Annotated in this window: 18 protein-coding genes; 7 read left to right on the top strand and 11 right to left on the bottom strand. The window is 56.2% G+C overall.

All coding sequences use genetic code 11. The features are described 5' to 3' along the window. Nucleotides 1-12: 12 nt before the first annotated feature. The 11 genes from VFU50_09475 to VFU50_09425 all read right to left on the bottom strand — a co-directional run bounded on the left by VFU50_09475 (nt 13) and on the right by VFU50_09425 (nt 7,822). Complete coding sequence (locus tag VFU50_09475) at nt 13-378, bottom strand: DUF1634 domain-containing protein (GenBank protein HEU5233078.1); 366 nt, start codon at nt 376-378, stop codon at nt 13-15. 5 nt (nt 379-383) lie between these two features. Next, entirely contained in the window at nt 384-1,223 is an 840-nt protein-coding gene (locus VFU50_09470) for a sulfite exporter TauE/SafE family protein (protein ID HEU5233077.1), read from the bottom strand. A 713-nt stretch (nt 1,224-1,936) separates the two neighbouring features. After that, a complete protein-coding gene (locus VFU50_09465) occupies nt 1,937-2,170 on the bottom strand; it encodes a hypothetical protein (GenBank protein ID HEU5233076.1) in 234 nt (77 codons plus the stop codon). A 9-nt stretch (nt 2,171-2,179) separates the two neighbouring features. Then, nucleotides 2,180-2,980: an SAM-dependent chlorinase/fluorinase gene (locus VFU50_09460; protein HEU5233075.1), complete on the bottom strand. Its 801-nt coding sequence runs from the start codon at nt 2,978-2,980 to the stop codon at nt 2,180-2,182. 134 nt (nt 2,981-3,114) lie between these two features. Then, nucleotides 3,115-3,666 carry a regulatory protein RecX gene (locus VFU50_09455; GenBank protein HEU5233074.1) on the bottom strand — a complete coding sequence of 184 codons (552 nt, stop codon included), beginning with the start codon at nt 3,664-3,666 and terminating at the stop codon, nt 3,115-3,117. A gap of 228 nt (nt 3,667-3,894) precedes the next feature. Then, nucleotides 3,895-4,362 carry a hypothetical protein gene (locus VFU50_09450; protein HEU5233073.1) on the bottom strand — a complete coding sequence of 156 codons (468 nt, stop codon included), beginning with the start codon at nt 4,360-4,362 and terminating at the stop codon, nt 3,895-3,897. A 94-nt stretch (nt 4,363-4,456) separates the two neighbouring features. After that, nucleotides 4,457-4,762 carry an addiction module antidote protein gene (locus VFU50_09445; GenBank protein ID HEU5233072.1) on the bottom strand — a complete coding sequence of 102 codons (306 nt, stop codon included), beginning with the start codon at nt 4,760-4,762 and terminating at the stop codon, nt 4,457-4,459. Continuing rightward, complete coding sequence (locus tag VFU50_09440; GenBank protein HEU5233071.1) at nt 4,759-5,088, bottom strand: type II toxin-antitoxin system RelE/ParE family toxin; 330 nt, start codon at nt 5,086-5,088, stop codon at nt 4,759-4,761. Before VFU50_09440 ends, VFU50_09445 begins: the two co-directional genes overlap by 4 nt. Nucleotides 5,089-5,196: 108 nt before the next feature. Beyond that, entirely contained in the window at nt 5,197-5,994 is a 798-nt protein-coding gene (locus VFU50_09435; protein HEU5233070.1) for a hypothetical protein, read from the bottom strand. Nucleotides 5,995-6,281: 287 nt separating this feature from the next. Continuing rightward, nucleotides 6,282-6,992, bottom strand: a complete 711-nt coding sequence (locus tag VFU50_09430; GenBank protein ID HEU5233069.1) for an energy transducer TonB — start codon at nt 6,990-6,992, stop codon at nt 6,282-6,284. Between the two features lie 134 nt (nt 6,993-7,126). Beyond that, nucleotides 7,127-7,822 carry an OmpH family outer membrane protein gene (locus VFU50_09425; GenBank protein HEU5233068.1) on the bottom strand — a complete coding sequence of 232 codons (696 nt, stop codon included), beginning with the start codon at nt 7,820-7,822 and terminating at the stop codon, nt 7,127-7,129. A gap of 510 nt (nt 7,823-8,332) precedes the next feature. Between VFU50_09425 and VFU50_09420 the strand changes: the two genes are divergently transcribed. From VFU50_09420 to VFU50_09390, 7 genes are all read left to right on the top strand, one after another. Beyond that, a complete protein-coding gene (locus VFU50_09420; protein ID HEU5233067.1) occupies nt 8,333-8,812 on the top strand; it encodes an ATP synthase F0 subunit B in 480 nt (159 codons plus the stop codon). After that, nucleotides 8,809-9,645, top strand: coding sequence for a hypothetical protein (locus VFU50_09415; protein HEU5233066.1), 837 nt, complete (start codon nt 8,809-8,811; stop codon nt 9,643-9,645). The genes VFU50_09420 and VFU50_09415 overlap by 4 nt, the downstream gene beginning before the upstream one ends. 2 nt (nt 9,646-9,647) lie before the next feature. Beyond that, nucleotides 9,648-10,187 carry an ATP synthase F1 subunit delta gene (atpH, locus tag VFU50_09410; protein ID HEU5233065.1) on the top strand — a complete coding sequence of 180 codons (540 nt, stop codon included), beginning with the start codon at nt 9,648-9,650 and terminating at the stop codon, nt 10,185-10,187. Between the two features lie 122 nt (nt 10,188-10,309). Continuing rightward, complete coding sequence (gene atpA / locus VFU50_09405; protein HEU5233064.1) at nt 10,310-11,854, top strand: F0F1 ATP synthase subunit alpha; 1,545 nt, start codon at nt 10,310-10,312, stop codon at nt 11,852-11,854. 92 nt (nt 11,855-11,946) lie between these two features. Continuing rightward, a complete protein-coding gene (gene atpG / locus VFU50_09400; protein HEU5233063.1) occupies nt 11,947-12,990 on the top strand; it encodes an ATP synthase F1 subunit gamma in 1,044 nt (347 codons plus the stop codon). A 10-nt stretch (nt 12,991-13,000) separates the two neighbouring features. After that, on the top strand, nt 13,001-14,449 hold the full coding sequence (gene atpD / locus VFU50_09395) for a F0F1 ATP synthase subunit beta (GenBank protein ID HEU5233062.1): 1,449 nt from the start codon (nt 13,001-13,003) through the stop codon (nt 14,447-14,449). Between the two features lie 3 nt (nt 14,450-14,452). Beyond that, nucleotides 14,453-14,838 (top strand): F0F1 ATP synthase subunit epsilon (locus tag VFU50_09390; protein HEU5233061.1); only part of this gene is annotated, 386 nt, incomplete at its 3' end.

Here is a 14,838-nt window from a genome sequence, read left to right as displayed (position 1 = left end):
GAATCGGTCTGCTTACGCGGCATGCATCATGCTATAGGCCAGAATCGCAAGCACAATCAGGCTCACCATGACGTAAAGCCGATCGCGTTCGAGATAAAAGCCGATCACGGCGAGAGCGACGCGGGCGACTGGCGTGGCAATCAACAGCACCAGGCCGAGCTGCATAATCCCATCGCTTCGCAGGTGAAAGGCGGAGATGCAGATTCCCGGCAGGTTTCGCAGTTCGGGAAGTTCACTGCGGAAAGTCTGATAGTTCACGATCTCATGGCCGTGCTGCGCCAGGTAGAGTGCTCCCCCAATCGCAACCACGACCGCTGAAACCAGCACGCCAAGTCGCAGCAGATTGCCAATGAATATCTCCAGCCGCTCATCGGTCATGCCGACTAAACCTTCCCTGTAGCTCCGTTGAAAATCATTTCGATCGCCAACAGAAAAATGATCACGCCAAAGGTCACGCGCAACGCTCGAACCGGAGCCTTCACCAACACCTTGCTTCCAAGGAATGCTCCGGCAAGTACTCCAAGAACGACCGGCATCGAAAGCCGAGGATCGATGTAACCGCGTCCCAGATAAACGCCCGCACTTGCCGCCGCCGTGACGCCGATCATGAAATTACTTGTTGTGGTGGAAACTTTGAATGGAATGCGCATGGCTCGATCCATGGCAATGACTTTTACTGCGCCGGAACCGATGCCAAGCAGTCCCGAAAGCGCGCCCGCGCCAAACATCAGACTGAAGCCGGCGGGAACATTGCGCACCCCGTAAGCCTGTCGCTGCTCGCCCACGGGATAATCTCCTGCCAGCTTTAGTTTGGCCGCCAGAGAATCGGACTGAACGAGCGCAGAGGTATCCTGCTTTTTCCCGAAAAGAGACTGGTAAGCCGCATGCAGAAGCACTAAGCCAAAGACGATTGCAATTGCATGTGTGCTGACACGCGTAGCTAAAAACGCACCGAGGATTGCGCCGAGAGTGGTTGCGATTTCCAGCAGCATTCCGATGCGAATATTGGAGTAGCCCTCTTTGACATACGCAGCCGCTGCCCCGGAAGAAGTTGCGATTACGCATACCAGCGAAGCGCCGATGGCGTACTTGATATCAACATGAAATAGCAGAGCGAGGGCAGGAACCAGGACGACTCCGCCGCCCAGTCCAGTGAGTGCGCCAAGAAAACCGGCGAGCATGCCGGTGGCCCACACAATAATCGTGAAGAGCAGGGCTGTCATCCGTGGCGGAACCGCTAGAGCAAACTGGCTAGTCTAACGCGATCCCGCAACTGAGTGCCTGATGGCGCATCGAATGCGTTGTCCGCCCATGCGTAAGTCCCGTCTGCGGCAGCAGATGGGTCACTGGTACACACGCCCTCCGCTACCCCCGAATGGGTGAGTAACAGTCGTATCGCATCCGGATATGTAGCTTGTCGCACTGGGCTCTACCGAAATATTTGAGGCTTCGCGATCCTCAATTACGGGAAGAAGAGCACGAGAATGCCAGGCCCAACGGGCCGAAAGAAGCGCAGCCCAGGGGCGTAAGCCCTGGGTAAAGATTGCAAACGAATTGAGCCCTGTAAGGGCGACAGCCGAGTAATTTCACAAGCAAGAATGTGCCGCGTGCTGGAAACAGCGTGAGTTGCGATCTTAGCAATTGCGGCAATCCTGTCCCGAAATGGGCATTATAGGCCGCGTCTCAATGGGTGCCGCCCTTTCAGGGCTCGAATCCGTCTTCTCCGGTTCCCCAGGGCTTACGCCGCTGGGCTGCGCTTCTTTCGGCCCTTCAGGCCTGTATTCTCGTCGCGGGCTGTTCGCGCTGTCATGCGGAACGTTATAGTCGCGCGAGACGAAGCCCCGCTATCCTCCATGCTGATCGCGTGCGACGCAGCCATCCGCTACCGCGGACGGTACCGACGCACAAGCCGCCGACATATCCTGAGTTTTGATGGCTACGGATTCTTAGGCTTGGGACGTGCGTAATCTTCCATGGTTGCAGTCCACTGCAGGAAGCGTACAAGCTCGTGGCGGGTGCGCCAGAGAAATGTCCAGAATTCGAGGAAGCCGATCTTGTCCATCTTGATGCCGGTGTAGGTCTCGATTCGCCAACGCAGATATGGGCTCCGCCACGGTGCGAGCCGATGTCCGCGTGTCGCAATCCAGATCAAGTGCAGAACTCGTTTCATGCTTCGTTGCTAGGCCAGGACAACGGAGACATCGCTGCCCTTATCAGCACCTGCAAGTCGATTCGCGGCGGCACGATTCGCAGAAATCTCCAGATAACCCATGCTGCCCAGGATTCCGAAGATCTCCCCCGGCGTAGCCTGGGCGTAGGCGCTTCGGATCTTCGTAACTTCAGCTTTGCCGATTACGATGCGAAACGCCGGTGGAGTGTGTTCGAAGAGCTGCGGAATGTCTTTTGGCGTGATGTTGGTGATCAAATTCCCGAATTTGTCCGTCTTCAGCACCACGCCTTTGAAGCTGTTTTCGCTCACAGACTTCGGTTTAGGAGCGGAGAAGCGGATGTAGTCAGTAATCTCTTCGCCGAATTTCGCGACTTCCACGCCTTTACTAAGCCAGCCCGCGCAGGCGGCAAAGACGTCGCGACCGTGAAAAGTTTGGCTTACCGGCTGCAGGAAGTAATGCTCAGAGGTCACATGACGGACGCTCAGTCGTTCCGAGCGCTCATAGACCAGCGAGAGCACGCCATTGTCAGGAGCGATGAAGATATGTTTCTCGTTTACAGCGAGGATCGGACGCCGCTGCGTTCCCACTCCGGGATCGACCACTACAACGTGCACCGTGTCAGAAGGGAAGTAGGATGCAGCTTGAGCAATGGCCAGCGCGCCGTCGAGCACATCGAATGATTGGACAGAATTGCAGATATCGACGATCTGCGCCTCCGGATTGATGTTGAGAATCACACCCTTCATTGTTCCCACAAAGTGGTCGTTTAACCCGAAGTCGGTGGTCAGGGTGATCAGTCGGTTGGGCAAGCGTTCGTCCTCAGTGTGAGCTTATTTGCCGAACTTAGCTTGCAGGGAAAATGAAGTCAAGGAAGGAGTTGCCAGGCGTGAGTCATCAGTAATCAAAGCCTTCCATTGAGCATGTGAGGCTCTGGCAGTTGCCCTTAATCGATGCTCGATGGTTCCGTTTCGGATTCGAGAGCGGAAAGCACCTCATCGTCGATATCCCAGCGTTTAAGCACCTTGAAGATTATGTTGGTAGAAAAACCCGCGCGTACAAGCATGCGGAAAACGCGCGCAGACTCGCGCTCGTTCCCTGGCTTATGCAGACGCTTGCGATCCAGAAACTGCCGCGCGAGCTTCTCTTCATTTATCTCTTCGTAGGCGCTACTCACCGCGCGCTCGATTACCTCGCTGTGTACACCTTTTGCTTTGAGATCGGCGATCACCCGCCTTCGTCCGAACTTCTCGTTGCTTTGCCGGTATTGGGAATATGCGGCGGCGTAGCGAGAGTCATTTAGATACTTTTGCTCTTTGAGTTTGGCGATCACAGCTTCGACGGCAAGAGTGCCGTCGTCATCATTTGAGGCGCGTGCGCGCAAAAGCCTCTTCAATTCGGCAACCGTGCGCATCTTGCGAGCGAGCGATGCCACAGCATAGTCGTAGAGCTCAACGTCGTTGAGCTTACGCTTTGCTCTTCCGCTGGAGAAAGACATGAATAGAAGCTACTTAATTGTCACTGTCATCCCTCGCGCAGCTAGAACCAACTGAGATCTTCCACAATTTGGTTTTGCTGCGCGGGGGACCTGCTTGTGTTCCAGTCTCTAAGAACAACAGATCCCCCGCGCCGTAAACCCAGATTATCTTCAGCAATGGCAATTCACTGCGGCGCGAGGGATGACAGTTCACTGTTGAACTGAGTTCAAGCGATGACCGAACCCTAGTTACTGCGGGTTCGAAGTATCTCCGCTGTGCTGATGTCCCTCGCCACGCTCGCCGCGACGGCTCATCATCTCCTCAAGCTTCTTCTGCTGGTCGGAATTGAGGATGGGACGAATCTGGCTCATGGTGTTCTCGTGAATCTGTTTCATTTTGGCACGACGGTCCTGCTGCGATCCTGACGTGCTCTCGCGAGCATCCTGCATTTGCTTCATCTGCTCTTCCAGGATCGGTTTGATCTTGGTTTTTTGATCGTCGGTCAGGTTCAGTTCCTTAGACATGTGGTCGAGCATTTCATCGGAATTCATCATCATGCCGCGACCGTGTCCTTCGCCCGCCCCATGACCGTGTCCTGTTCCCGATTGCGCACTCGGTTGCTGGCTGCTCTGCGCATCCTGCGGCGTCGCGGCAAAAGCAGCAGCGCTGAAGATCAGCATTGCTGCGAGCGAGAGAATGAGATTCAGTTTCTTCATAAGAGACTTCCTCCTTGAGTTCAGTCCGGCTGCCTGTGGCCGCTGCGGAGAAATTAGAACACTGTTCTCGATTTTGTGCGAATCATCCGCCCTGCTACGTTGCCAACTCGACGGTAAGCCTCAAGCCGACCGCCCTGGTCACAGCCAGCAGCGTCGAAAGCCGTGGGTTTCCTTCGGGTGACAGCGCACGATACAGGCTCTCTCGTTCGATGCCTGCGGCTTTAGCCACCTTGGCAATGCCTCCCCTTGATTCGGCAATACGTCGTAAAGCAATAAGCAGAACCTTGGGATCGTCGCTCTCTTCCAAAGCCGCCCGAAGATATTCAGCCGCAAATCGCGGATTTGTTGGCAGCTCACGGATGGTAGCTTCATGGTGGGAAATGCTGGGCTTGTGTTTCATCTCTTGGCTGTCCTCCGTTTGTAGTCCTCCAGACACTCACGTGCCCGCACGACGTCACTAGGCTGAGTTCGTTTATCTCCCCCGCATAGAAGCAACACCCTAGTTTTGCCGATGCGTGCAAAATAGACGCGATAACCTGGACCCCAATCAACTCGGAGCTCGTAAAGTCCGTTGCCAAGCGCCTTGCAATCGCGGAAATTACCGACCTCAACTCGGTCGATTCGAATCATTACTCTGGCGCGCGCCTTCTCATCTCGCAATCGATTCAACCATTCTCCAAACAGGTCCTTTTCTTCGGGGTTGATGTATCGGAGAACGTCGATCATCGAGACTATTGTAACTTATAAATCACAAGATGCCAGCGTATTCGAGCCAAGGAACAATAAAAGGCCTCGACCGAAGTCGAGGCCCTGAAGAGTTGAATCGAACAGGAGTTAGAACTTGTATCCGAAGCCCATGGAGATCACCGGGAAAAAGCGGGCGGGCGAAGCCGAATGGTTGATCTTCGCTTGCTCGGAAAGAACGTTGCTCTGGAACGTGGGATCGGTGGTCACGTCGGCGCAGTTCAGTCCAGTCGAGTCGCAAGCGCGTCCGCCGAAGCTCAGCGTCGTTCGCGGCACTCCCTGGTAAACCGCTCCGATGTCGAACGTCATGCCGAAATGGCGTTCGCTGCGGCGCGCCAGATTTCCCCAGCCAAGCAGGAACATTGGCCCGGCCTTGCTGAAGGCCATCTTCCCATTTCCGGAAAGAGGGCTGGTCGGATCGCTGATGTAATCGGTCCCGCCAAGAGTGAACGATTGTCCGCCGGGAACGGTAGCCTTGCCGCTAAGCTGATTCCCGTTGTAAAGCAGCGCTCCCGGGCTGAGGTGGAATCCGCCGCCAAACGGAAAGATGTCATAGAGAGCCTGCACGGAGTTGAGTCCGAGCTTGCCCGAGTAGCTCACGCCGTCCTTATCGAAACCGCGGCTGTAATTGAATGCTGAGAACCCAAAGCGCACGTTCGAGCGCTGCGTAACCGGCACAGCGAAATCAGCACCGAATCCGAGTAGGGACATCTTGAATCCGATGCCCGGACGATGACTTAAGCTGGGACCTTCCGGTCTCTGTGACGCCGCAGCGGTCGAGGCGCTGTTCGAGTCGGGAGCAGGCTGGCCGGAATCGCTCGACGCAAACGCGCCTGAGCACATCGCGAAGCTCGCAACGAGCAACGCCACACCAAATTTGTTTCGCACAGTTTAGCCCTTTAGAGAAGCAGTGAAGATTTGAGAGGCACGCGGGCGAGATCGAGCCAAGAAGCCGCAGTGACCGTCAGTACCGTTGAAAGTACGTCAGTTCAGATTGGGGACATAGATTACCGGCGTAATGAGGGAATCAGCCAAAGAATGAGAACGGGGACGATTTGATCATTTCGTGATTTCGCGATTTCGTGATTTGGTGATTTGAAAAATCGAATCACTAAATCGAGACTTTTCTCTCCGGGTGTGGGCGAGCGCGCGTCGATTTTTTCAAAACCGATTCCCTAATTGAGAACGAAGTTCACCGTGATCTGCGTCTGTACTTCGACCGGCTCGTGATTCAAGATGTAAGGGCGATACTGCCACTGCTCAACTGCTCGCTGCGCTGGACCTATGAGGAGTGGCGGACCACTGATCGGCTGCACGTGTTCTACTCGACCGTTTTTCCCAATTGTGGCCATGAGCACCACCGCACCCTGTTGATGTATCTGCTTGGCAATCATCGGATACTCCGGCAGAACTTTCCGGACTAGTGTCCCAAGCTGCATTTCTGAGACGTGAAGAGGACGAGTCGGCGGTGGAGGCTTGGGAATATTGAAGCCGTCAGTGTTGAGGATGTTGCTAATCGGTAGTCCGCTTCCGCAATTGGTTACGCAGAGAGGCCCCACCGCAGGCACGTCTGCTCTCGAGTTGTTGCGATCATCTCCGCGTGCAACCGTCCTGGGTATCGACGTCGGCTGCAGAATGGTATACGAGGCTGGCGACGAATCCCCTCGACTCAGGCTCGTGGTGTTCGTAGTCACGATCGGTTGTTGCACGCTCATGAGCCTGATGCTAGGCGGCGGAGGAAGTACCTGCAGGCGTTCAATATGAAACAGTGGAGTGGCCAAAATTAGGGCGATGCCCATGCATTGCAGGAGAAGGGAAGTGAGTTTGGCCCAGCCGGCACGATGGCCGATGTGAGGCGACGATTCGAGAAGGCTCTCGGCGAACATTGGCGTCCTCCATCGCTCCCGTTTTGGGACGATACAGAAACTGACACCGCAGCCGCAGCGTTTGCCTCCCGTTTTGGAAAAATAAAAAGGCCGCTCACGATGAGCGGCCTTGCGGAATGTGGAAACTATCTAAGTTATTTCGGTGTCGAGCTGGGAGCCGCAGGCCTGGTGGCAGGGCTTGTTGCTGGACGACGCACGGCGGCGCTCGGAGCCGAAGGCGTTGTCTTGGCTGCCGGCGGCGGCGCGGGTACGCCGGAAGCGGCGTTATAGGCTTCAATCACCGGCTTGGTGATGTCCACCGACTGCGCTGCCCAGAGCACCGGGCTCTGCTGCTGCGAAACGTCGATCACCACGGCATATCCATTCTGTTTTGCGTACGCGTCGAGCGACTGCATCAATTTGGTGCCGATGCGCTGCGCAATATCATTCGACTGCGTCTGGTAATCGTTCTGTGCGTCTTCGAGATCGCGCTGCAGCGTTTTTTGCTTGGTCTCGATCGCCTGCACACGCTTGTTGCGCTCCTCGTCATTCAGAGCGTTGGTCTGGGCTGCGAGCTGCTTCTTGAGGTTGTCGACTTCGTCGCTGAGGCTCTTCAGTTCGATCTGCTTGGGTTCGAATTTCTTCTGCAGTGCATCGAGATCGCGCTGGCCTTCGTTGGTGTTGGCGATCGCCGCCTGAATGTTGATGATGGCGACTTTGGTTGGACCCGCCACGAGGGAATTAGTGGTCGTGCTGGCCGCCGGAGCTGCGTTCGTATCGGCTGCCTGAGCTAAGGCTCCAGCAGAGAGCAGGGCCGCGATGGAGAGAGTTGAAACAATCTTACGTGTCATGTTGCGCTTAAAGACTCCTTGGATTCCGTTCGAGATCAGTTCCGAATGTCGCCTGATGGTTCCGAGCGGGGCGATTGCCACGAAGGCTGGCATCCGGTCTGACCGGCTGACGCTCCCCGGGCCAGACCTCTTGCGAGGTATTTTGGCGGGTACGGATGGCCCACATTATAGGAGCAGTTCGCAATCAAAAGCAATGAATCATGCGACGAAATGACCGCAGCCCGTGGCGGCATCGTGACCGAAACGTCGGGCTCAGGTAAACGCCTTCCGAGGATTACGGCCTCGACCTGAATCGTGAAATCTTTGCTTCCGGAAAGGCCTTAAGAAAGTAAGGTGAACCCCTATGAATCGCGCCCCATCTTCACCCAGCAACTCTGGATTTCCGGGCAGAAGCGGCTATGGAATGTGCACGAAAGTTGTACCTGCAGCAGTTTGACACTCGGAAAAATCGAATGTTAGCTTAGAAGGTTGTCATTCACTTTCTCCGCGGGACAATAAGCACTCAAGTTAATGGACGAGACGCTCAGACAACTAGGCGAACTTGCGTTCGGCGCCATTCCGACCATCATCCTCTTTGTTCTCATATGGATTCTGTATCGCGTGATTGTCCATAACGCGCTCATTGACGCGCTTTCCGAGCGTCGCAGTCAAACCGTGGGCGCAACCGAAAAAGCCCGCAGCGATGTGGCTGCCGCCGATCGCAAAACGGCTGAATACGAGCAGAAACTCCGTGAGGCTCGACTGGCTGTCTTCAAGAGTCAGGAGACCCGGCGCCAGCAGGTGCTGGATGAGAAGACCATGGCAGTTTCCGAAGCTCGTGGCGCCGCGGAGGCGATGATCGCCAGCGCTCGTGCGCAAATCCAGAAAGAGAGCGAGATCGCGAAAGTTCGCATCGAGGCTGAAAGTTCCAATTTGGCTAAGGAGATCATCCGCTCCATCCTGCGTGCCGGATCCGAAGCTAAGCAGCCCGCCGTCGGTGGCCGGGGATGAAACGCACTCTCATCCTCATACTCGCGTTCTTTGCCACTTTGTGCCTAAGTGCAGTTGCGCAGCAGACGGCTGCTCCCGCCTCTAAACCGGCTACGCGCGCGCAAAAGCCCGCGCCAGCGAATCGTCCCGCTGAAGGTTCGAAAACGGGGTCGGCCTTTGCACCGGAATCGGCAAATTCCAATCAGGAACTAACGCACGCATCGAACGAGGCTGCCGGGCGCACTCCGGGTGAATCCGGCGTTGGAAATGAGAGCGGTGCGGCCGAATCCGAGGATCAGGAGCAGGCAGCGTTCAAGTACTCGCCTGCCGTGCAGGGAATTTCTCATATCACCGGACTCCCGCTCGAAGGTGCTTACTGGTTGTGCGTAGTTATTAACTTCGCCATTGTCGCCGTGCTCATCATTCTTGCCCTAAAAGCGAACCTGCCTGCGATGTTTCGCGGACGCACGCAGGAAATCCAAAAAGGGATGGAAGAGGCGCGGCGTTCGAGCGAAGCGGCTCGGCTCAAGCTGCAGGAAATTGAATCGCGTCTTTCACGCATGAGCGTCGAGATTGCTGACATGCAGAAGCACGCCGACGCTGAAGCGAAGGCTGAAGAAGAACGGATTCGCGCATCGATTGCTGAAGAAAAACAGAAAATCCTGGATGCAGCCCAGCACGAAGTTACCCAGGCCACGAACACGGCTCGGCGCGATTTGCAGAAGTATGCGGTCGAACTCGCCGTAGCAATGGCGGAAAAAGGAATTCGCGTCGACAGCAGCGAAGACAAATCGCTCGTCGAGGACTTCACCGAGCAACTCGGCTCGCAGTCGCGCCGAAACGGAAACGGCTAACGATGGCTTCCTTCATCAGCATTTATGGACGTGCGATGGCCGACGTGGTGGTCGATCGCGGACTCGACGCCGCTCGCGTGAGCTCCGAATTGGAATCGATTGGGACCGTGCTCGGCGAGAGCGCCGATCTGCGGACGGTTTGGGATAGTCGGTCCGTTGCTTCCGACCAGAAGCTCGGCTTGCTGGATGCAATTGCGAAGAAGCTCGGCATTTCCCGCGAAGTGCGGAACTTTGTTGCTGTGCTGATCTCGAATCGACGCATTCATGCCTATAGTGAGATCGCAAAGAACACGATCGAACAGATCAACGAACGCCTTGGCATTGCCGACGCTGAGATCGTTAGCGTGCGCGAGCTTGGCACAGAAGAGAGGCGTCGCTTAGAAGACCAGGTAACGAAGGTTACCGGCAAGCGGCTGCGCGTACGTTATGCTCTCGATCCCAAGCTCATGGGCGGGGTGGTTGTGAAAGTCGGCAGCACAATTTATGACGGCTCCGTGCGCGGGCAGTTGCAGAGGATGAGAGAGCAGCTCGTCCATCTATAGCTTGTCAGCAAAGGTTGTCATTCCGAACGAAGTGAGGAATCCCTACTTCTACGAAACGGTTTCGGCTGGGTAGGGATTCCTCGCTACGCTCGGAATGACAAACAGAAGCAAAGACATTCAATATGGCACAGATCAAAGCAGACGAAATTACGAAGCTCATTCGTGAGCAGATTGAAAACTACGAGTCCAAAGTCGCGGTCGACGAAGTCGGCACCGTGATCTCGCTGGGCGATGGTATCGCCCGCATCTACGGCCTCGACAAAGTCATGGCCGGCGAGCTCATCGATTTTGGACACGGGGTCACCGGCATCGCCATGAACCTGGAAGAAGACCAGGTTGGCGCGGTGCTTATGGGCGACTACACCGAAATCAAAGAAGGCGGCGAAGTACGCCGCACCGGCAAGATCATGGCCGTGCCCGTCGGTGACGCCATGATTGGCCGCGTCGTGAATTCGCTCGGGCAGCCCATCGACGACAAAGGTCCGATCAACACCAAACAGACGATCCATATCGAACGCATAGCGCCGGGCGTGATTGACCGCCAGCCGGTGCGCGAACCCATGGCGACCGGAATCAAAGCCATCGATTCCATGATTCCGATCGGCCGCGGGCAGCGCGAGTTGATCATCGGCGACCGCCAAACCGGCAAAACTGCCGTTGCGCTCGACACGATCCTCAACAACAAAACCAACAACCTTATTTGTATCTATTGCGCCATTGGCCAGAAGCGCTCGTCGATCGCTAACGTCGTGAAGACGCTCACCGATTACGGCGCGATGGACTATACGATCGTCGTTGCAGCGTCTGCATCTGAGCCGGCGCCGATGCAATACATCGCTCCCTATGCTGCATGTGCCATCGGAGAGTACTTCCGCGACAACGGACGCCACGCGCTGGTCATCTACGATGATCTTTCGAAGCACGCAGCTTCGTACCGTGAGATTTCACTGCTGCTACGCCGTCCCCCAGGACGCGAAGCCTATCCTGGAGACGTTTTCTATCTGCACTCTCGTCTGCTCGAGCGCGCGGCCAAGCTGTCGGACAAACTCGGCGGCGGCTCGCTCACGGCTCTTCCGATCATTGAGACGCAGGCTGGCGACGTTTCCGCGTATATTCCCACGAATGTCATCTCGATCACCGATGGCCAGATCTTTCTTGAAACCGATCTGTTCAACTCCGGCGTACGTCCGGCAGTCAACGTCGGTATCTCAGTGAGCCGCGTCGGTGGATCGGCGCAGATCAAGGCGATGCGTCAGGTCGCAGGCTCGATGAAGCTCGAATTGGCACAGTACCGCGAGCTCGCGGCCTTCGCGCAATTCGGCTCCGATCTCGACAAAGCCACGCAACAACAGCTCAATCGTGGCCAGCGCTTGACCGAATTGCTCAAGCAGCCGCAGTTTTCGCCTCTGCCGTTCAGCAAGCAGATTCTCGCGATCTTTGCTGGAACCAGTGGTCATCTCGACGACCTGCAGGTCTCAGAGGTGCGGCCCTTCGAAGATGCGCTATACAAGTACGTGGATACGACAAACCCGGGCCTGCTGAACGAGATCATGGAAAAGAAGCAGCTCGACGATCAGCTGAAGTCGGAAATGACGCGGCTGATCAAAGAAACAAAGCAGCAATTTGTAAGCTCGCGCGAACCGGAAAAAGCGAAAGCAATCGCGTAAGGAGTCAGTACCGTCCGCGGTAGCGGATGGGTCACCAACACACACCCACCTGCTACCGCAGGCGGTACTGACGTACAGCTTAGAAGCTAATAATGGCTAACGTTCTCGATTTACGCCGACGCATACGAAGCGTCCAGAACACGAAGCAGATCACGAAGGCCATGAAGATGGTCTCGGCGGCAAAGCTGCGCCGCGCCCAGGAGCGAGCGCTCGCCGCGCGTCCGTATGCGCAGATGCTCGTAAATGTGCTGAAATCCCTGGTCTCGCGGGCGGAGATCTACGATCCAGTCACGGGCGAGCCGCACCATGCGCTGCTCGAACGTCGCGAAGAGAAGAACATTCTTCTAGTTGTCATCAGCGGCGATAAAGGCTTCGCCGGCGCCTTCAACGCCAACGTCGTGAAGACGACAAACCGGTTTCTTGAGGCGAAGGCGGGCAAGAACGTTGACATCATCGCAATCGGACGCAAGGGGCGGGATATGTTTCGCCGCCGCTTTCCTTATGCCCAGGCAGGCAGCGAAGACGGAGAGTATCGCCGTAATGCGCCGGTCGAAATTATCGGTGAGCAAGTCGGTGTTCTGAACAAAGTGGAATTTGGTCAAGCCAGCGGTTTGGCTGCCGAAATCATTAAACGCTATACGCGCAAGGAAGTTGACTCTGTTTATCTCGTTTACAACGAGTTTAAGTCGGTTATTGCTCAGCGCCTGGTGGTCGACCATGTCCTGCCGATGGTGCACATCGGCGAGCAGGACGTCGAACAGGTCGATCAGTTCACGCTGGAAGAACGCCAGAAAGCTGCACACGCTGCCGCCACTGCCGGCGTCAGTGTTCGCGCCGAGGACCCCTCCGCGCAGGATGACCGGATGAAGCAATTTGGCGCCGGCGATTACATCTACGAGCAAACACCAGGGCGTCTGTTCAATGACTTGCTTCCGCGATACGTTGCCGTGCAGATCTACCGCGCGCTGCTCGAATCCGTTGCTGCTGAACATGCTGCGCGCATGACTGCAATGGATTCGGCAACCAACAACGCATCCGACATGATCGACTCGCTGACGCTCACGATGAACCGCGTACGTCAGGCTTCGATCACTAAAGAAATTATCGAAATCGTCAGCGGCGCTGCCGCTCTGTAAAAAGGCTTTTATGGCACAAAATATCGGCAAAGTAATTCAGATTTCCGGTCCCGCAGTGGACGTTCAGTTCGAAGAAGCTACGATGCCGCCGATTTATCAGGCGCTGCGCATCACCAGCGAAGGTTTCAACGTTCCGCAACCCATCAGCATCATCGTGGAAGTGCAGCAGCACCTTGGCGAAGGCCGCGTACGCTGCGTCGCAATGGAAGCCACCGAAGGCATGGTGCGCGGAATGAAGGCAATCGATCTCGGCGGTCCCATTTCGGTACCCGTGGGAAAGGCCACTCTGGGACGCGTAATCAACGTCATTGGACAGCCCGTCGACAAGTTAGGTCCGCTGAATGCAACCGAAACCTGGCCGATTCATCGTCCGGCTCCGACATTCGAAGAGCAATCGACGACGGAAGAAATGTTCGAGACCGGCATCAAGGTCATTGACCTGATCCAGCCTTTCTTGAAAGGCGGCAAGATCGGACTCTTCGGCGGCGCGGGCGTCGGCAAGACTGTTGTCATCATGGAACTCATCAACAACGTAGCCAAGCAGCACGGCGGCTATTCGGTGTTCGCTGGAGTTGGCGAGCGTACGCGCGAGGGAAACGATCTCTGGCTCGAAATGAGCGAGTCCGGCGTTATCAAGCCGGGCGACAGCAATGCCTCGAAAGCCGCGCTGGTTTATGGCCAGATGACTGAGCCGCCAGGAGCGCGTCTGCGCGTAGCGCTTACCGGTCTCACCGTCGCCGAGTACTTCCGCGACAAGGAAGGCGCGGACACGCTGCTCTTCATCGATAACATCTTCCGCTTCACGCAGGCCGGTTCTGAAGTTTCTACGCTGCTGGGACGTATGCCCTCCGCCGTCGGATATCAGCCGAACCTCGCGACCGAAATGGGAGAGTTGCAGGAGCGCATCACTTCCACAAAGAAAGGCTCGGTCACTTCGGTGCAGGCCGTGTATGTGCCTGCCGACGACCTCACCGATCCCGCTCCGGCTACGACCTTCGCTCACCTCGACGCAACCACCGTGCTCTCGCGTCCGCTCAGCGCGCTCGGTATCTATCCGGCAGTCGATCCTTTGGCATCGACCTCACGCATTCTTTCGCCGCGCGCCGTCGGTCAGGAGCACTACGACGTTGCCCAGGGCGTGAAGAAGATCCTGCAGCGCTACAAAGACCTGCAGGACATTATTGCCATTTTGGGAATCGACGAGCTCTCCGAAGACGACAAGATCACGGTCGCTCGCGCGCGCAAAGTGCAGAAATTCCTTTCGCAGCCATTCCACGTCGCCGAGCAGTTTACCGGCTACAAGGGCAAGTACGTGAAAGTGCAGGACACGGTGCGCAGCTTCCGCGAGATCATTGAAGGCAAGCACGACGATGTGCCGGAGCAGGCCTTCTACATGAAGGGCACCATCGACGAAGTGCTCGAAGAAGCACAGAAGATGAAATCTGCAACCGCTGCATAAAAAATGGCAGACACGCTACAAATCGAAATCGTCACCCCTGAGCGTTTGCTTGTGAGCGATCAGGCAACCGAAGTCCAGGTGCCCGGCATGTCGGGCTACTTGGGCGTTCTGCCCGGACACGCTCCTCTGATCACAGAGTTGAAAAGCGGCGAATTCAGCTACCGACGTCCGGATGGAAAGATCGAACGCCTGGCGTTGCACTGGGGATTCGCCGAGGTTCTGCCTGACAAAGTCACGGTTCTTGCCGAGCGCGCTGAGAAAGCTGCCGATATTGATGTCGAAGTAGCAAAACGCCAGCAGCAGATGGCAGAGGAACAACTCAAAGACCCCAACGCAAACCGCGAAGAAGCTCTACGCCTGATCGAGCGCGCAAAGACGCGACTTGAAGT

Source organism: Terriglobales bacterium (genome assembly GCA_035764005.1).
Lineage (GTDB): Bacteria > Acidobacteriota > Terriglobia > Terriglobales > Acidobacteriaceae > Gp1-AA112.
The sequence above is the reverse complement of the archived record's forward strand: the minus strand, read 5'-3'. Positions and strand labels throughout refer to the sequence as shown.